Origin of the sequence: Amycolatopsis sp. NPDC024027 (assembly GCF_040638975.1) — a bacterium.
Classification (GTDB): Bacteria; Actinomycetota; Actinomycetes; order Mycobacteriales; family Pseudonocardiaceae; genus Amycolatopsis.
In genome coordinates this window covers 1-17,308 of record NZ_JBEZYY010000026.1, presented here as the reverse complement: position 1 = coordinate 17,308, position 17,308 = coordinate 1, and the positions used below count along the sequence as shown (strand labels likewise).

Here is a 17,308-nt window from a genome sequence, read left to right as displayed (position 1 = left end):
TCGCGTTCGCAGGGAACCCGCCCGGCAGGCACCCGGCCAGCGGAGGGCGGCCACCATGGACCACATCGTGCGACAGGCCGTGGCACGCGCCATCGAGACCATGCAGGGCAACCTGGGCGAGCACCTCACCGTCGACGATCTCGCGCGCGCCGCGATGTTCAGCAAGTTCCACTTCACGAGAATCTTCCTGCGGGCGACCGGGTTGTCCCCGGGCCGCTTCCTTTCGGCACTGCGGCTGGCCGAGGCCAAGCGGCTGCTCGCCACGACGGCGAGCTCCGTCACCGAGATCAGCTACCAGGTCGGCTACAACAGCGTCGGCACGTTCAGCGCCCGCTTCAGCGGCAGCGTCGGCCTTTCCCCGACGGGGTTCCGGCGGCGCCGCGGGCGGCCCGACCGGCTCCCCGAGCGCGGCGAAACGCCGGAGTGCACGGGCACCGTGCGCGGGCGGGTGTCCTTCCCGCCCGTCCAGCAGCGCGGCCCGGTGTTCGTCGGGCTGTTCCCGGCCCGGATCGCCGAAGGCGCGCCGGCCCGGTACGCCGTCCTCCCGGGCGGCGTCGGCTACTACGCGCTGACCGGCGTTCCGGAGGGCTCCTGGTACGTCATCGCCTGCGCCTACGGCGTGTTCGACGAGCGCGGTCCCCGTGCGCTGACCGGGTTGTCCGGACCGGTCACGGTGCAGCCCGAAGTGACCGCGCACCTGGCCGACGTGGGGCTGCGGCCGCGCCACCGCTTCGACCCGCCGGTCCTGCTGGCCCTGCCCGAACTGACGCTCGCCCCGGCGCACCGGGCGATCGCGGTCTGAACCGGGCCGCCGCCGGCGGAGCGACCGCGGGAAGATCCGCGGCGAAAAGGATTACCGAGTGGCTTCGCCCCCGGGACGGCAGAAATGCCGTCCGGGGGCGAAGCTGTCCCCATCGGGTGATTACTCCGGAAGTGCCGGAAGGTGGCGTACCATTCCTGCGGGGAATGTGCTCGGCTGGGGGATGCGAGGAACACAGTGTGATTAAGGTTCTGCTGGCCGAAGACATGGACATGGTCCGCGGCGCGCTCGTTGCCCTCCTGAGCCTGGAGACCGACATCGAGGTGGTCGCGGAAGTCGATTCCGGTGACGAAATCCTGCCCGCCGCCCGGTCCACCCGGCCCGACGTCGCCGTCATCGACATCGACCTGCCGGGCAAGGACGGCCTGACCGCGGCGGCCGAGCTGCACGAGCACGTTCCCGAGTGCCACACCCTGATCTTGACCAGCCTCGGCCGGCCGGGCACGGTCCGCCGCGCGCTCGACGCCAAGGTCAACGGGTTCCTGCTCAAGGACGCGCCGTCGGACAAGCTCGCCAACGCGGTGCGTTCGGTCGCGGCCGGCCGGCGGGTCATCGACAGCGAGCTGGCGCTGTCGGCCTGGGAGGCCGACGACTGCCCGCTCACGCCGCGTGAGCTGGAGATCCTCGCGCTCGCCGCGCGCGGGCGCAACGTCGCCGACATCGCCGCGGACCTGTTCCTGTCCCCGGGCACGGTGCGCAACTACCTGGCGGCGTCGGTCACGAAGCTCAACGCCCGGAACCGCGTGCACGCGATCCGCATCGCCACGGAAGCCGAATGGCTCTGAGCCGCTCCGGGACCAGCCGCGCGCCGCGCCGGGGCGGCAGGAACGGCTGAAGCGGCACGGCCGCGCTCAGCACGTGTGTCCCGTCGGCGCCGGCCCCGGCGGTGAGGGTGCCACCGAGGGCACCGACCCGGTCCTGCAGGTTCCGCAAGCCGGCGCCGTGCTCCTCCCCGTCGTCGTTCTGCTCCGCCTCCCGCACGACACCGTCGTTGGTGACGCGCAGCCAGGCCTCGCCCTTGGTCACGCCGACGGCGAGCTCGCACCACGTCGCCCGGCTGTGCCGCACGACGTTGGTGGCGCTTTCCCGCAGCATCGACGCGAACGTCGTGGCCACCGGCTCGGGCAGGTGCGGCAGCTTGTGGCCGAGGCGCACGCTCACGCCGGCGGTCTCCAGCACCGCCGCCGCGGCCTGCCGTTCCTCCGTCAGGGAAAACCGCCGGCTCCCGGCCGCGACCGAGCGCACGTCCGCGAGAGCTTTGCGCGAGAGGGTCACGAGCTCGGCGAGCTCGGCCTTGGCCCGGTCCGGCTCGGTGTCGACGAGCCGGCGGGTCAGCTCGATCTTCAGGGTGATCGCGGACAGGCTCAGCCCCAGCAGGTCGTGGGTGTCCTGGGAGAACCGCAGGCGCTCCTCGGCGATCGCCCGCGAGGTCAGCTCGCGCCCGCCGACCTCGTACCGGGCGGCCAGCCGGCTGAACCACGCGAGGCCGAACACGACTCCGGCCGCCACCGCGGTGAGCACCGCGCCGTGGACGCCGTCGGCGACCGACACCACCGGTGTGCCCGCTCCCGCGGACAGGAGGGCGGCCCCGGCCGTGACCAGCACGAGCACCGGCACGGACACCGCCGGCCTCGCGGCGAGCAGCACACTGCCCGCGAAGAAGCAGGCGAGCGGGCTCCAGGCGGCGCCCAGCTGCAGCACCGGCAGCAGGCCGAGCAGGCCCTGCGCCGCCAGGGCGGGTCCGCGGAACCGGTCCCTGCCGTAGCAGAACCCGGCCACGTGCACCACGACCAGCACCGCGGCGTAGCCGCACGCCGCGAAGGCCGGCAGCCACGATGGGGCCTCTCGCAACGGCCCGAGCAGCGCGAGAACGCCGATACCGAGGCAGAGTGCGCTGTGCACGATGTGGACCAGGCGGGCCGGGAAGCCCCCTTCCGGCAATCCTTCCGCGCTGGTGCCCGGAAGGGACCGCGCCGCTTTCTTCGACGGCACCGGATACAGCGACCGCAGTCTTGCTCCCCGCACCACCGCGTCAGCGATCACGCACCGCCTCCCCAGAAAAGCGCCGTGCCCTGAAATGGCAGGGTAACAGCCGGACCGCGGCTGTCAGGCCGAGTTCACGCGTCCGCCGGGCGGGAAGTCGAGGACGCATTCGCCGATGCTGACCTCCGCCGGCCACGCCAGCTTGAGCGCCCGGTCGACGCGATCACCCGAGTCCGCGGGCACGGCGTGCGCCGCCAGGCCCATGGCCCTGGCGACCAAGGAGAACACCTGCTGCAACGCGCCGAGGTGCAGCAGCGTCGTCGCGTAGGCCGCGCCACCGAGCGCCCAGGCGATCCGGGACATCCGCGCGGTCATGGTCAGCAGGGCCGCCGGGCGGCGGTGGCTGCCCGCGGCGACCATCGCCATGTCCAGGAGGCCGTCCAGGACGACGGTGTCGTCGTTGATCAGCGTGAGGGTGTGCCACAGCGGGTTGTAGTGGTAGATGCCGCGCGCGAGGCCGGCGCAGCGGTTGACGCCGACGTAGATTTCGAGCTCGTACAGGCAGGCCACGCTGAAGTACGGCCGCTGCGTCGCTTGGTGCGAGCGGCCGCCGGGGAGGCCGGTCGCACCGATCGAGCGCACCCGTGCGGCGCGGAACAGGAACTCGCCGATCTGCCGGGCGGACAGGCCCCGGTCGCTGACGGCGGGACAGACGTGGTCGGTCTCCAGCAGCGCCGTCAGCGTCGAGTCCCCGGCGGTCAGTGCGGCCGGCTCGGGCCGGTGGAGCGGGACGGCGGGGCCGCCGGCGGCCGGTTTGAGCATCGGGGGCTCCGCGCCGGGCGGACGGTCGCCGTCCCCCGGCGACGACGGCATCTGCCAGGTCCGGCTGCGGGCGTGGAACATCAGGTCGTCGTGCGACCAGTCCGCCGTGCCGGGACCGCCGTACTCGGTGAAGTGGCCCTGGGCGTCGGCGAGGAGCACGAGCCCGGCGGCGACCAGGAACTCCACCACGTCGGCGACCACCGCCGTGGCCACGCCGGTGACGGCGGCCAGCCCGTCGACGGTCGTCGGCGCGGCGAGCGACGAAGCGAGCAGGACCGCGGGCGGCCGGAGCAGGGCGACCTTGTACGGCGCCACGGGCGATTCGGCCAGCAGGACCCCACCATCGGCCCGCAGGGCGGCGAACCGGGACAGCCGCACCCGTCGCCCGGCGGGCAGCGGCCCGGCGCGGAAGGCCGGGGACTGGGCGACCGGGATCGCCGACAGCACCGGCCCGCGGCCGTCGTTGAGCGCGAGGGAGTGCACGACCGAACCGGACAGCCGGGTCAGCACCCGCCGCAGCGACAGCCGCCAGGCCTCCGCACCCGCCCCGTCCGCGGCCACCAGGTTCGCCATGGACACCGGCCCGAGCGCCAGGCGCGCGAGGGACTCCTGCACGCCGGTGGCCGTGCCGCGGAACTCGTACTCGCCCCACCACGTGATGGCGACCAGCGTCCCCTCGTCGTCCGTTTCGAGGAGTGTGTCCTCCGTGAACGACCACAGCCACACCGTTTCGGCCTGTTTGTGCGAGTTCTCGGCAACCAAGGCGAACTCCTAGGTGAACGACGGAACTGCCCGCCCCGACCCGGCAGCTGTCAGAGGAACATCGGGAACGGGTTGAGCCGCTCGTAGGGCACCGGCTCCGCCACCCGGCCGAGCCGCACCGGGACGTCGAACAGCCTGCCGGGCGCGTACCGGGCCCAGAACGGCCGGAGGCCGGGGGCCAGCACCTTGACCACCGGCAGGCCGACGTCGGGACGGGTCTGGTCGAGGACGAGCAGTTCGCTGCCTGCCTCGCTCAGCGCCCCGGCCAGCGCGAAGACGTCGTCGCGCACGTCCGGCCGGTGGACGTAGGGGAAGTCGGCCGGGGTCCGCGTCCGCCCGCCCGCGACCGGCATCAGGTACGGCTGGTTGGCGACGGTCGCGTACTCCAGCCACCGCGCCGCGTCCGGGTCACCGATGCCGTGTCCCTGCCGCAGCAGGTCCGGCAGCATCTGGTTCAGCTCCGCCACCGCGCGACGCACGGCGATCCGCGGGTCGAGGTGGGCGCCGAACCCGAACATGATGTGCTCGTACGGCCGTCCGGTGCCGCGCGAGACCGCGGCGAACACCGGCACGCCGAGGTCCGACGTCACGTCCAGGACCCACATCTCCCGGCCGAGGCCGGCGTAGTGACCGACCATCTCGGCCAGCCAGCCGTCCTCGAACGAATCGAGGTCGACGCCGTGCACCGGCGTGCGGTTGTACCACCACAGCGCGACGGCGTCCCGTTCGACGAGCTCGAGCGTGCCCTGCAGGACGGCGTCTTCGAGGCTGCTGCCCGCCGCGGCCCCGTTGGAGTCCGTGGCCAGGCCGCGGCCACCGGATTCGGCGGGGACCCCGTAGTACAGGTACGCCGTGGGCAGGAGCCGGCGGCCGCCGGAGAGCGACCAGACGGGGGTCCAGTCGATCGCCGCGTCCGGGTCGAACCGGGTGGGGACGTGCTGGAACGAGCCGTGCCCGGCGTTCCAGGCGGTGCGCTCGTGGTACTGGCGGTCGGCGAACAGCATGCAGTCGTTGGGGTGCACCGCCTCCTCGAGGTCCGCGAACGGGGCCCGGATCCGCAGCTCGTCACCCTGGTAGTTGCCGGAGAAGCGCTCCACCGCCTCGCACAGGGCGCTGACCTCGGCCTCGAGCGGGGTGGTTCCCTTGCCCCCGTTCTCCCCGTGCAGCCCGGCCCGCATGCCGGCCACCCCGGTGATGCCGCGGGCGACGCTCTGGCCGGAGCGGTAGGCGTTGACGTACGGCGGGGCCGCCGGATCGCGGCGGATCTCCTTGACGACGCCGGTGATCGGGCTGATCAGGTGTCCGTACCGCTCGAGGATCTGCCCCGGCGTCGAGGTGCGGTGACCGCCGCCGGTCGCCGTCGTCTTGCGCGCCGGTTCCAGCCGGATCGGCCGGGCCCCGCGCGCCGCGACCAGCGTGGGGTCCCCGCAGGCGGGGCACTGCGGCCGGCGGCGCAGCTCGTGCAGCGTGCCCTGCATGTCCAGGGTGTCGAGCACCCACACGCACTGCTGGCCGTGGTAGCGGTAGCCCGCCAGCCACTTGCTGGCCTCGAGCACGATCAGGTGCGCGGCCGCGGCCGACAGGGACGGCAGCGCGGCCGTCGGCCGGCGCGCGGGACCTTCGTGGCCGAGCACCTGCTGCGCGCACGCCTCGGCGTGGCGGTGGCCCCACAGCCGGTTGGTCAGGCAGTGCCAGCACCCCGGCTCGCCGGGGCGCAGCACCGGCCCGATCCACACCTGCGCGCCGAACGGCCGGGCCAGCAGCCACGGCCGCCCGGTCCGGCGGTGGTCGGCGTCGACCTCCGCCAGCCGCGGGTCGAGGTAGTCGGTGCACAGCACGATGCCCAGGTCCGCGTCCCCGGCCGTGGCGGGCGCGGCCGCCAAGCCGGCGTCGGCCAGTGCCCGCTCGACCGGCCCCGGGTCGGTGTCTTCGCCGACCGCGACCAGCCGGACGCCGGGCGAGGTGATCCCGGCGGCGTCGATGCCGCACGCGTCCCAGTAGGCGAGCTCCCGCTCGTCGACGCCGGGTCCGGGCACCGGGCGGACGGAGACCAGGCCTTCGTCCACCAGCTGGGCGACGATCGCCGCCACTTCCTCCGGTGTCATCCCGGCCGGCCGGGCGCGGAGCACCTCGCCGAGCTCGCGGGTGCCGTCCAGCAGCGGGGCGAGCGATTCGATCCGCGCACCCCGCATGGCGATGACACCCCGTTCGGAGAACAGGTAGGCGCCGTTGCCGGCGGACACCTCGGCGCGCAGGTGCCGTTTGAAGGCGAGCACGCGGGTCTCCGCCGGCGGCGGTTCCCCGGCACGAGCCCGATTCCGGGCGGGCTGCACGGCTGATCCGCTCATCTGCACTCCTCGTTCGGTGCGCGCGATCGGAGAACCCGGATTCTTCTCCGTCGCGCCGACCTGCGGCCAGTGCTCCGCGCACCGATCCGGACATGCGAAGTTCACGGGCATTCGTGGAAAAAACACGCTCGAACGGGGTTTAGCACACTGGTCGCCGTCACCGGTGGTTCGTCACTCTGGTTCGCGAGGGCAAAGTGCCCGGCGGCAAGTTCGACCGAATCAAGTGAGGATCGGGTATGACGACCACTCGCACCTACGGACAGTTCTGCGGCCTCGCGCGCGCCCTCGAGATCGTCGGGGAACGATGGTCGCTGCTCGTCATCCGGGACCTGGTCCTCGGCCCGAAAGGGTACCGGGACCTGCTGCGTGGGCTGCCCCGCATCCCGGCCAGCATCCTGTCTTCCCGCCTCAACGAGCTCGAGCGGGCGGGCGTGGTCCGCCGCCGGGTGCTGCCGCAGCTCGACGCGGGCCTGGTCTACGAGCTGACCGAGTACGGCAGCGAGCTCGACCACATCCTGCTGGACCTCGCGCTGTGGGGCGCGCGCTCGCTCGGGTACCCGGACGAGGGCGCGGTCTTCACCACCGACGCCGCGATCCTGGCGATGTACACGACGTTCCAGGAGGAAGCCGCGAAGGGCGTCAGCTTGACGTACGTGCTGCGCCACAGCGACTCACTGGTCATCCACGCGATGGTCGACGACGGCGCGCTGAAGGTCGGCGCCGGCGACCACCCGGCCGCCGACCTGGTGATCCAGCCGCAGGGGCCGGAACTGATCGACCTGATCAACGGCAGGCTGACGGCGGCCGAGGCGATGGCGTCCGGGCGGCTGCGGATCGAAGGGGAGTTCGAGCACCTGGAGCTGTTCACCAAGCTGTTCCGGATTCCGCCGAAGCCGGAGCAGGCGGAGGGGATTTCCTTCTTCTGACCGCCGGAAGGGGCAATTCGGAGTAATGCCGCGGTGCGCGACGCCGTTATCGTCGAGGCGCCACGCTGATCACGACAACCCTGGGGTTCGGCATGACGACTTTCGAAAACACCCGGCCCGGCGGATTTCTGGCCGGGCTCAACAGCCGCCACCACCACCGCGCGCTCGCGGTGTTCATGGCGGTGGTGATCGCCCACTGGGCCGAGCACATCGTGCAGGCCGTGCAGATCTACGCGCTCGGCTGGCCGGTGGCCCGGGCGCGCGGGGTGCTCGGGATGCCGTTCCCGTGGCTCATCTCGCAGGAATGGCTGCACTACGGCTACGCGCTGGTGATGCTGGTGTTCCTGTGGATCCTGCGGCACGGGTTCGCCGGCCGGTCACGGCAGTGGTGGAACCTGGCGCTGGCCATCCAGTTCTGGCACCACATCGAGCACCTGCTGCTGTTCATCCAGGCGCAGTCGGGCTGGCGGCTGGCCGGGCAGAAGGTGCCCACCAGCATCATCCAGCTGCTCGTGCCACGGGTGGAGCTGCACCTGTTCTACAACACGATCGTCACCATCCCGATGATCGTCGCGGTGATCCTGCACCGGCGGGCCTCGGCCGCCGAACACGAGCTGACCGGCTGCGTCTGCGGGCTGCCGAAGGCCGCCCTCGCCACGTCGTGAAGCGCGCGCTGGCCCTGCTGGCCTTCCTCCTGGGCTGGCTGGTGCTCGGCGCCGTGCCGGCTTCGGCCCACGTCGAGATCGTCTCGTCGGCCCCCGGGGACGGCGCCCGCCTGAGCGCGGCGCCGCCCCTGGTGTCGGTCACCCTGTCGGAGAACATCGGGATCCAGCCGGGGTCGATCAAGGTCGTCGACCTCGCCGGCAAGCAGGTCGACGCCGGGCCGGTGTTCCAGCCCGGCGAAGCCGCCGAGCAGCTCGCGGTGCGGCTCAAGCCGGGGGTGCCGGACGGCAGCTACCTGGTCGAATACGCGTTCGTCTCGGCCGACTCGCATCCGGTGCGCGGCACTTTCGCGTTCGTGGTGGGCACCGGGCCGCTGGTGACGTCGGCCGGCGCGGTGTCGGCGGCGACGGGCACCGACACGGCGGTCGACGTGGTGTCGACGGCGGCGCGCTGGCTGGCCTACCTCGGCGTCGTGCTGCTGGGTGGGCTGGCGTTCGTGGTGCTGTGCCGCCCGGCCGCCCGCACCGACCCCCGCGCCCGCCGCCTGCTGAACTGGGGCGCCGGCCTGGTCGCGGCGACCGCCGTGGCGGCGTTCGTGCTGCAAGGGCCGTACGCGACGGGGCGGAACCTCGAAGCGGTGTTCGACACGGGATTGCTGGCGGACACGCTGCGCGTCGCCTACGGGAAGCTGCTGCTGCTCCGGCTGGCCGCGGTGGCGGTGCTGGCGCTGCTGTTGCCGAGGCTGCTGCGGCCGGAGCTGCCGGAACGGCTGCGCGCCCGCTGCGAAAACCTGGCCATGGTGACCGGCTTCCTCGTGCTGCTGACGTTCTCGGCCACCGGCCACCCGGTCGCCGACCCGATCATGTTCATCTCGGTGTCCGCGGACCTGGTGCACTTCGGCGCGGTCGCCATCTGGGTGGGCGGCCTGACCCAGCTGGCCCTGTGCCTGCACCGCCCGGCCCCGGACGAGGACCCGGCCCCGGCGGCGGCCCGCTTTTCCCGCCTGGCGGCCGGAGCGGTGACGGCGATCGCCCTCAGCGGCGTCGTGCTGGCGTTGCGCATCATGCCGTCGCTGACGACGCTCTGGACGACCAGGTTCGGCCTGCTGGTGCTGCTGAAGATCGCCGGCCTCGCGGTGCTGCTGGCGGTGGCGAGCCGCTCCCGCCGCGCGGTGCGCGACGGAATGACGAAGCGGGACGAAGGAACCACGAAGACGGCAACGACGCAGTTGCGCCGCCTACGCCAGACGGTGGCGGCGGAGGTGCTGCTCGGCGCGGTGGTCCTGGCCTTGGCGGCGTTCCTTACGGTGACCCCGCCCAGCGGCTGAGGGGTCCGGGCGCGTGGCTGGGCTGGTCGGGGGCTGGTCCCTGGGTGAGACCTTGCTCAGCCTCGCGCCGGCCAGCGCGGGGAGGGCCGGGCGGCAGCTATCTCGCCCACACAAAGCCGCCACCTGCCCCCTGGAGCCAGCCAGCCCACCCGGGGCTCAGCTTCGCGCCGGCCAGCGCGGGGAGGGGGCCGGGGCGGCCGTGATCGCGCCTACGCCGAGCCGCCACCGGCCGCTGGAGCAGCCCACCAGGGGCCCAGCCTCGCGCGGCCCAAGCGCGGGGCGGGCCCGACCGATCGGCGGCGATCCGCCCACGCCAGCGACCCCACCGGCGGCTGGAGTCGGCCAACCCTGGGGGCCCAGCATCACGCCGAGCCGGCGCGGCCGAGCCGCCCACCGAACCGTCCCCGTCACACGCCAGGGAGCTCCGGCGGGCTGAACGGTCCCCACGTGAACGCGGGCAGCCACCGCTCCGGCCCCTCGCTCCACTCCAGCGTCGTGAGCTGGGCCGGCGATCGGCGGCCGGCGAGGGCGCGGTACAGCTCGTGGCGCGGCGCCGTCACCGACGCCGATGGCCGGCCCGGGCCCGCCGTCCACTCGGCGCCGTCCGTCGTGCGCAGGCGCAATGGCGGCAATCCGCGTCTCTCGATCGAGCCCGACAGCCCGCTGACCAGCACCTCGATGCTCCGCGCCCAGGCCGCGTGCTCCGCCGGCGGGGCGACGCCGAGCGCCGCGCACAAGTCCAGCTCGTGGGTGTAGGCGTCCATCACCATGACGTCGCCCTCGCGGCCGCCCGCCTCTTCGAGCCGCCGGTCGAGCTGCTCGCCGATGGCGTCCCAGTGGTCGAGCAGCTCCGGCACCCCCGCGGCGCCGGACAGCTCCGCCGGGCTGCCGCCGTGGCGCTCCAGCACCCGGCCGGCGATGGCGATGAGGTGGCCGAGCAGGTCGGTGACCGTCCACTCCGGACACGCCGGGACCGGGGCGAGGTGCTCCTCAGGCCGTCGCGCAAGCAGGGTGCGGACGCCCTGCCGCACGGCCCGGTAGCCCACGAAGTCCGGAACTGTCACGGGTCCCCCTCACCTGGCACGATCAGTGCGTCCACCCCAGTATGCCCAGGTGACGGCCCCGGCGGTTCTCCCCGCCTGCCGCCACCGGAAGATCCCGGGAGGTCGTGGTCTTGCCCACCCTGTGGTCCACGCCGGCGCAGTGGAGCCTGCTGCCGCCGGTCCTGCTCGCGCTCCTGCTGAGCGTCGCCATCGGCCTCGAACGCGAGGCCGGCATGAAGGCCGCCGGCCTGCGGACGCACAGCCTGGTCGGCGTCGGCTCGGCCGTGTTCATGCTGGTCTCGAAGTACGGCTTCGCCGACCTGCTCGGCTTCGACCACGTCTCGCTCGACCCGTCGCGGATCGCCGCGCAGATCGTCTCCGGCATCGGCTTCATCGGCGGCGGCCTCATCTTCGTCCGCCGCGACGCGGTGCGCGGGCTGACCACGGCGGCGACGATCTGGGTGACCGCCGCGGTCGGCACCGCGTGCGGTGCCGGGCTGCCGGTGCTCGCCGCCGGCGCGACGATCGGGCACTTCGTCGTGACGCGCGGCTTCCCGCCGCTGCAGCGGTTCGTCGCGCGGCACCGCCGGGAACCACCGGTGGTCCGGCTGAGCTACCTCGACGGCCACGGCGTGCTGCGCGCGGCGCTGGCCGTGTGCACCGGGCGCGGGTGGGCGGTGCACCACGTCGAGGTCGATCACGAGTCCCTTTCCGAGGAGGGGCAACGGATCGCGGTCGTGACGCTGCGCCTGGACGGCCGCGGCGACCTCTACGACCTCGCCGCTGAGCTGGCCGAGCTGACCGGGGTCCGGAGCACGTCCACCGGTCTCGGGGAACCGCTCGACGAATGATCGCCCGCCCGGGCAGCGCGCGGAGGCGGGTTTGCGGCACACTGGGAAGCACACGGAAAGCCCCGGTGTCGCAAGGAAAACGCGCGACCGAGGAGAAACCATCCAATTCGGAGGTGAGGCATGGCCCCCGGCGGTGGCGAGGACGTGGCGCTCGCGTTGCCTGAATTCGACCTGGCGTGGCGCGGTTTTCATCGCGCGCAGGTCGCGGAATACGTCGCTTGGGCCGAGGCCGAGATCCGCAGACTCACCGCCGAAGGCGACGCCGCGCGGCGGCGCGTAGCGGCCCTCGCGGAGGAGAACCGTGAGCTGCACGTGAAGATCGACCGGATCAGCATGACCCCGATCCCCGCGGACGCCCTGCAGGAGCGCTCGCGCCGGATGATCGAGCTGACCCGCGAGGAAGCGGCGGAAATCACCGCGCACGCAACGGAAACGGCGAAGCGGATCCGGCGCGAAGCCGAGGCGGAGGCCGTCCGGCTCACCGAGAAGGAACGCCGGCTGGTCGCCGAGGCGGAAGCCGAGCGCGAGCGGCAGCGCGCCGAGCACGAGGAATTCATGCGGGCGGCCGAGCAGCGCCGCCGTGAGCTCGACGAGGCGGCGGCGCACCGCCGGGCCCAGCTGGAAGAGGACCACACCCGCGCCATGACGGTCCGCCGGGCCGGCGCGATGCGCGAGCTGGCCGAGCAGGAAGCGGCCGCCCGGGCGAAGGCCGACCGGCTGGTGACCGAAGCGAAGCAGCGCGGCGAAGCCCTGGTCACGACCGCAGAAAGCGAGCTGGCCTCGGCGCGGGAGAAGGCCGGGCAGCTGGTCTCCGACGCCACCCGGCGAGGAGAAACGCTGGTCGCGGCGGCGCAAGGCGAGGTGACGGCGCTGGCCGAGGTCCGCGACAAGCTGAAGGCGAGCCTGACCGGCTGCCGCAGCCTTCTGACCGAAGCGGCGGTCGCCCTCGACGACCGGCCGGGCTCGTTCGACCCCGAAGCCACCCTGCCGATGTCGAAAAGAGTGCCGATCCAGCGACGGTCACCCGCGGAAGACCTGACCGACGCGGTCGGTTGACGTCGGCCCGCGCCACGGCATCACAGCAGGTCACGGCATCATGAACGACTTCTTCCGGTCCCCGGACGAGGCACCCGGACCGGTCATGAATGACTCATTCCTGTCCTCCGAAGACAGGAATGAGTCATTCACTGCAGGGGAGACGTCCGGCCGGCCACGCGGTGACCGGGCCGGGCGCACCGGAGCGGGCCCTTGAGCGAAGCCGTGCCCTTCCCGCCGCGGCGGGTGTTCGCGCTGGTCGCCGCGGTCGTGATCCTCGCCGCGTCGACCACCCTGGCCAACCGCGTGCTGCCCGGCTGGGCGTACCCGGTGTGCGGGCTGGTGGCCGCGTTCGTGCTGGTCGCGCTGGGCCGGGCCGCCGGGTGCTCGTGGACCGACCTCGGGCTGGGCAGGCTCCGGCGTCCCGCGCTGGTCGGCGTGGCCGGAGCGGCCTCGGTGGCGGTCGTGTTCGGGATCGCGCTGGCCGTGCCGTCGCTGCGCACGGTCTACCAGGACGGCCGCGTCGGCGACCCGGACCTCGGGCAACTGCTGTGGCTGACCTGCGGCCGGATCCTGTTCGGGACGGTCCTCATCGAAGAGGTCGCCTTCCGCGGCGTGCTGCCCGGCCTGTTCGGCGCGACGGACGAGCGGTGGCGCTGGCCGCCGATCCTGTGCTCGGCCGCGCTGTTCGGGCTGTGGCACGCGCTGCCGGCGCTCGCCATCGGCCGCAACGCCGCCGTGCACGCCGTGTTCGGCTCGACGCCGGTGGTGGTGCTGGAGGTACTGGCGATGGCCGCGGCGGGCGTCGCCGGGATCTTCCTGCACTGGTGGCGCCACCTCGGCCGGGGCGTGCTCGCGTCGGTGATCGTGCACTTCACGACGAACGCCGGCGGCCTCACCCTGGCCGTGCTGGTCCGCTGACCCGTTCGCAGTCCCCGGAAGTCAGGAACGCACCAGCCGCGCGATCGCGTCCGACGCTTCCCGCACCTTCAAGTCGGCTTCCTCGCCGCCCGCCGCGGCGGCCTGGACGACGCACGTCGCGAGGTGCTCGTCCAGCAGTTCCAGCGAGAACGACTGCAGGGCCTTCGTCGCCGCCGAGACCTGGGTCAGGATGTCGATGCAGTACTTGTCCTGCTCGACCATGCGCTGCAACCCGCGGATCTGGCCCTCGATCCGGCGCAGGCGCTTCAGATAGGCTTCCCGCTCGCCGCCGTAACCCGTCATCGCCACCTGTCCCCGTCGTCCGCACCCTTTCCCCCGACTATACCCTCCCGGGGTGTCAGCGGAAGCGGCGCAGCCGCAGGCTGTTGCTGACCACGAACGCCGACGAGCACGCCATCGCCGCGCCCGCGATCATCGGGTCGAGCAGGCCGAGCGCCGCGAGCGGCACCGCCGCCACGTTGTAGGCGAAGGCCCAGAACAGGTTCCCCTTGATCGTCGCCAACGTGCGCCGGGCCAGCCGGATCGCGTCGGCCGCCACGCGCAGGTCGCCCCGCACCAGCGTCAGGTCGCTCGCCTCGATCGCCGCGTCGGTGCCGGTGCCCATCGCCAGGCCCAGGTCGGCCTGGGCGAGCGCGGCCGCGTCGTTGACGCCGTCGCCGACCATCGCCACCACGCGCCCCTGGGCCTGCAGCCGCTTGACGACGGCGACCTTCTCCTCGGGCAGCACCTCGGCGACGACCTCGCCGATCCCCGCCTGAGCCGCGACCGCCCGCGCCGCGCCGGCGTTGTCCCCGGTCACCAGCACCGGCGTCAGGCCGAGTTCCCGCAGCTCGGCGACCGCCTGGGCGGACGTCGGCTTGATCGTGTCGGCGACCACGAGGCGTCCGCGGACTTCGCCGTCCCAGGTCACGTGGACCGTGGTCGCACCTTCGGTTTCGGCGGGTTCGCCGCCGGCGAACACCGCGCGCCCGACGGCGACCTCGTGCCCCTCCACCACGCCGGTCACGCCGAGGCCCGCGGTGCTGCGGAACTCCGTGACGGCGGGCAGCCCGCCGAACCGCTCCCGGGCCGCGGCCGCGATCGCGCGGGCGATCGGGTGCTCGGAAGCGGCCTCCACGGCGCCCGCGAGCCGGAGCACCTCGCCGTCGCCCTCGACGAGCGCCATCCGGCCGGTGGTGACCGTGCCGGTCTTGTCGAGCACCACGGTGTCGACGCGCCGGGTGGACTCGAGCACCTCGGGCCCCTTGATGAGGATGCCCAGCTGCGCGCCGCGGCCGGTGCCGACCAGCAACGCCGTCGGCGTCGCGAGCCCGAGCGCGCACGGGCAGGCGATGATCAGCACGGCGACGGCCGCGGTGAACGCGGCATCCGGCGCCCCACCCGTCGCCAGCCAGCCGACGAGCGTGGCCAGCGCGGCGAAGACGACCGCCGGGACGAAGACGGCGGAGACCCGGTCGGCCAGGCGCTGGACGTCGGCCTTGCCGTTCTGCGCGGCCTCGACGAGCCGCGCCATCTGCGCCAGCCGGGTGTCCGCGCCGACACGGGTGGCCCGCACGAGCAGCCGCCCGCCGACGTTGACGGTCGCGCCGGTGACCGCGTCGCCCGGCCCGGCCTCGACCGGCACGGCCTCCCCGGTGAGCATGCTGGTGTCGACGGCGGAGCCACCTTCGGCGATGACGCCGTCGGTGGCGATCTTCTCGCCGGGCCGGGCGACGAAGACGTCGCCGACCTGCAGGTCCTTGGTCGGGACGAGGTGCTCTTGGCCGTCGCGCAGGACGGTGACGTCCTTCGCGCCGAGGTCCATCAGCGCGCGGAGGGCGGCGCCGGCGCGGCGCTTCGACCGCGTCTCGAAGTAGCGGCCGGCCAGGATGAACGTGGTGATCGCGGCGGCGACCTCGAAGTACAGGTGGTGGTGACCGGCGCCGAAGACGAGCGCGTACAGCGACCAGGCCACGGAGGCGACGACGCCGAGCGAGATCAGCGTGTCCATGGTGGCGGTGGCGTGGCGCAGGTTGACCGCGGCGGCGCGGTGGAACGGCCACGCGCCCCAGGTCACGACCGGGGCGGCGAGGGCCAGCGAGACCCAGGGCCAAGCCGCGAACTGCCAGGCCGGGAGCATCGCGAGCGCGATCAGCGGGACGGTGAGGCCCGCGGAGACGAGCAACCGCGTGCGCGGCGTCTCCTCCGGCGTCTCCGGCACCTCCGGCTCGGGAAGGCGCGCGGAGTAGCCGGCGGCCTCGACGACAGCCTTGAGCTCGTCGACCGACAGCCGGGAGGGGTAGCTGACCTGCGCTTTTTCGGTGGCGTAGTTGACCGTCGCGGTGACGCCGTCGACCTTGTTGAGCTTGCGCTCGACGCGGGCGGCGCAGGACGCGCACGTCATCCCGCCGATGGCGAGCTCGACGCGGGCCGCGGTGGTCACCTCGGCCGGGTTCACGGGATCACGCGGTAGCCGGCCTCGGTGACGGCGGCGGCGACCGCATCGGTGGTCAGCGGGGTGTCGCTGGTCACGGTCACGCGTCCGCTCTCGACGTCGACGTCCACCTGGCGGACGCCCGCGAGCTCGGAGACCTCCTCGCGGACCGAAGTGGCGCAGTGCCCGCAGGTCATGCCCTCGACGGTGTAGGTCGCTTCGGCCATCTCCCGCTCCTTCCGTTCCCCCTCCTTTATACCCATCGGGGGTAGGGGTTCTCCATCGGGGCCGTCAGACTCGCGGCATGCGGAAGCTCTACGCGATCGGGATCGGCGCCGGCGACCCGGAGCACCTCACGGTGCAGGCGATCGACCGCCTCAACCGCGTCGACGTCTTCTTCGTCCTCGACAAGGGTTCGGACAAGGCCGACCTGGTGCGGCTGCGGCAGGAGATCCTCGACCGGTTCGTCACGCGGGAGTACCGGGTGGTCCTGGCGGAAGACCCGCCCCGCGACCGCACCCCGGCGGACTACCGGGCAGCGGTGGCCGACTGGCACGCGGCCCGGGCGGCGGTGTACGAGTCGATGATCCTGTCGTCGCTGGCCCCGGACGAGGTGGGCGCCTTCCTGGTGTGGGGTGACCCGTCGCTGTACGACAGCACGATCGCGTTGATCGAAGCGGTGCTGGCGCGGGGGAACGTCGAGTTCGAGTACGAGGTGGTGCCGGGGATCAGCAGCATCTCGGCACTGGTGGCCCGCCACCGGACGACGATGAACCAGATCGGCCGCGCGGTCCAGCTGACCACGGGCCGCCGCCTCGCGTCGGGCTGGCCGGACGGAGTCGACGACGTCTTCGTCCTCCTCGACGCCCACACGACGTTCGACCGCTTCACTTCCGTGGGGCTCGAGATCTTCTGGGGCGCGTACGTGGGCACGCCCGACGAGATCCTGATCTCGGGCCCGCTCACCCCCGCGCTCGCGGACCGCATCCGCTCGACCCGCGCCGAGGCCCGCGAACGCCACGGCTGGATCATGGACACGTACCTGCTTCGCCGCCCGGCCCCCAACCCGTGATGCCCCTCCAATCACGAGTGATGCCCCCGCAATCACGCGAGATGCCCCTTCAATCCACACGAGATCCCCTCTCGCGTGACTGGAGAGGCTTCATGCGTGATTGGAGGGGCATCTCGCGTGATTAGAGGGGCATCACGGCGCCGGCCGGGCCGGGACTCGGGGAATAGAAGAAGGGCCTGGGCCGGGAGACGTTGTCTCTACCGGGCCCAGGCCCTTCCTTCACGTTAAGTTCGGCGGTGTCCTACTCTCCCACAACCCTTCGGTTGCAGTACCATCGGCGCTGTCAGGCTTAGCTTCCGGG

General features: G+C 73.0%; 16 protein-coding genes. 9 read left to right on the top strand and 7 right to left on the bottom strand.

Annotated elements, in window-relative coordinates; genetic code table 11:
- The first annotated feature begins 55 nt into the window (after positions 1–55).
- Together AB0F52_RS42620 and AB0F52_RS42615 are read left to right on the top strand one after the other, a co-directional pair.
- Positions 56–802: an AraC family transcriptional regulator gene (locus AB0F52_RS42620; protein WP_360183573.1), complete on the top strand. Its 747-nt coding sequence runs from the start codon at positions 56–58 to the stop codon at positions 800–802.
- Positions 803–999: 197 nt separating this feature from the next.
- Positions 1,000–1,605 carry a response regulator transcription factor gene (locus AB0F52_RS42615; RefSeq protein WP_103343275.1) on the top strand — a complete coding sequence of 202 codons (606 nt, stop codon included), beginning with the start codon at positions 1,000–1,002 and terminating at the stop codon, positions 1,603–1,605.
- Here the strand turns inward: AB0F52_RS42615 and AB0F52_RS42610 are convergent.
- From AB0F52_RS42610 to AB0F52_RS42600, 3 genes are all read right to left on the bottom strand, one after another.
- On the bottom strand, positions 1,547–2,863 hold the full coding sequence (locus AB0F52_RS42610) for a histidine kinase (RefSeq protein ID WP_360183571.1): 1,317 nt from the start codon (positions 2,861–2,863) through the stop codon (positions 1,547–1,549). The genes AB0F52_RS42615 and AB0F52_RS42610 overlap by 59 nt on opposite strands.
- 63 nt (positions 2,864–2,926) lie before the next feature.
- Positions 2,927–4,387: a SagB/ThcOx family dehydrogenase gene (locus AB0F52_RS42605; RefSeq protein WP_360183569.1), complete on the bottom strand. Its 1,461-nt coding sequence runs from the start codon at positions 4,385–4,387 to the stop codon at positions 2,927–2,929.
- Positions 4,388–4,437: 50 nt separating this feature from the next.
- Positions 4,438–6,735 (bottom strand): TOMM precursor leader peptide-binding protein, encoded by a 2,298-nt coding sequence (locus AB0F52_RS42600; protein WP_360183567.1) that lies wholly within the window; start codon positions 6,733–6,735, stop codon positions 4,438–4,440.
- A gap of 236 nt (positions 6,736–6,971) precedes the next feature.
- Here AB0F52_RS42600 and AB0F52_RS42595 point away from each other — a divergent pair, with 236 nt between their 5' ends.
- The 3 genes from AB0F52_RS42595 (at position 6,972) to AB0F52_RS42585 (ending at position 9,651) form a co-directional block, all read left to right on the top strand.
- Complete coding sequence (locus AB0F52_RS42595; protein ID WP_360183565.1) at positions 6,972–7,661, top strand: winged helix-turn-helix transcriptional regulator; 690 nt, start codon at positions 6,972–6,974, stop codon at positions 7,659–7,661.
- Positions 7,662–7,753: 92 nt separating this feature from the next.
- Positions 7,754–8,326 carry a hypothetical protein gene (locus AB0F52_RS42590; protein ID WP_360183563.1) on the top strand — a complete coding sequence of 191 codons (573 nt, stop codon included), beginning with the start codon at positions 7,754–7,756 and terminating at the stop codon, positions 8,324–8,326.
- Entirely contained in the window at positions 8,323–9,651 is a 1,329-nt protein-coding gene (locus tag AB0F52_RS42585) for a CopD family protein (RefSeq protein WP_360183560.1), read from the top strand. The genes AB0F52_RS42590 and AB0F52_RS42585 overlap by 4 nt, the downstream gene beginning before the upstream one ends.
- A 407-nt stretch (positions 9,652–10,058) precedes the next feature.
- Here AB0F52_RS42585 and AB0F52_RS42580 read toward each other — a convergent pair whose 3' ends face one another.
- Entirely contained in the window at positions 10,059–10,715 is a 657-nt protein-coding gene (locus AB0F52_RS42580) for a maleylpyruvate isomerase family mycothiol-dependent enzyme (RefSeq protein ID WP_360183558.1), read from the bottom strand.
- Positions 10,716–10,825: 110 nt separating this feature from the next.
- Between AB0F52_RS42580 and AB0F52_RS42575 the strand changes: the two genes are divergently transcribed.
- From AB0F52_RS42575 to AB0F52_RS42565, 3 genes are all read left to right on the top strand, one after another.
- Positions 10,826–11,545 (top strand): MgtC/SapB family protein, encoded by a 720-nt coding sequence (locus tag AB0F52_RS42575; protein WP_360183556.1) that lies wholly within the window; start codon positions 10,826–10,828, stop codon positions 11,543–11,545.
- A 120-nt stretch (positions 11,546–11,665) separates the two neighbouring features.
- A complete protein-coding gene (locus AB0F52_RS42570) occupies positions 11,666–12,601 on the top strand; it encodes a M protein (RefSeq protein ID WP_360183554.1) in 936 nt (311 codons plus the stop codon).
- Positions 12,602–12,793: 192 nt separating this feature from the next.
- The gene (locus AB0F52_RS42565; RefSeq protein ID WP_360183552.1) at positions 12,794–13,501 is read left to right on the top strand and encodes a CPBP family intramembrane glutamic endopeptidase; all 708 of its coding nucleotides are present in this window, start codon (positions 12,794–12,796) and stop codon (positions 13,499–13,501) included.
- 21 nt (positions 13,502–13,522) lie between these two features.
- Here the strand turns inward: AB0F52_RS42565 and AB0F52_RS42560 are convergent, their stop codons facing one another.
- From AB0F52_RS42560 to AB0F52_RS42550, 3 genes are read right to left on the bottom strand one after another with little or no spacing between them, the layout of a single operon-like run.
- Positions 13,523–13,804 carry a metal-sensitive transcriptional regulator gene (locus AB0F52_RS42560; protein WP_013228661.1) on the bottom strand — a complete coding sequence of 94 codons (282 nt, stop codon included), beginning with the start codon at positions 13,802–13,804 and terminating at the stop codon, positions 13,523–13,525.
- Positions 13,805–13,859: 55 nt separating this feature from the next.
- Positions 13,860–15,959: a heavy metal translocating P-type ATPase gene (locus AB0F52_RS42555; RefSeq protein ID WP_360183550.1), complete on the bottom strand. Its 2,100-nt coding sequence runs from the start codon at positions 15,957–15,959 to the stop codon at positions 13,860–13,862.
- Positions 15,956–16,162: a heavy-metal-associated domain-containing protein gene (locus AB0F52_RS42550; RefSeq protein WP_360183548.1), complete on the bottom strand. Its 207-nt coding sequence runs from the start codon at positions 16,160–16,162 to the stop codon at positions 15,956–15,958. Before AB0F52_RS42550 ends, AB0F52_RS42555 begins: the two co-directional genes overlap by 4 nt.
- A 77-nt stretch (positions 16,163–16,239) precedes the next feature.
- Here AB0F52_RS42550 and cobF point away from each other — a divergent pair, with 77 nt between their 5' ends.
- A complete protein-coding gene (cobF, locus tag AB0F52_RS42545; protein WP_360183546.1) occupies positions 16,240–17,007 on the top strand; it encodes a precorrin-6A synthase (deacetylating) in 768 nt (255 codons plus the stop codon).
- The last annotated feature ends 301 nt before the right edge of the window (positions 17,008–17,308 follow it).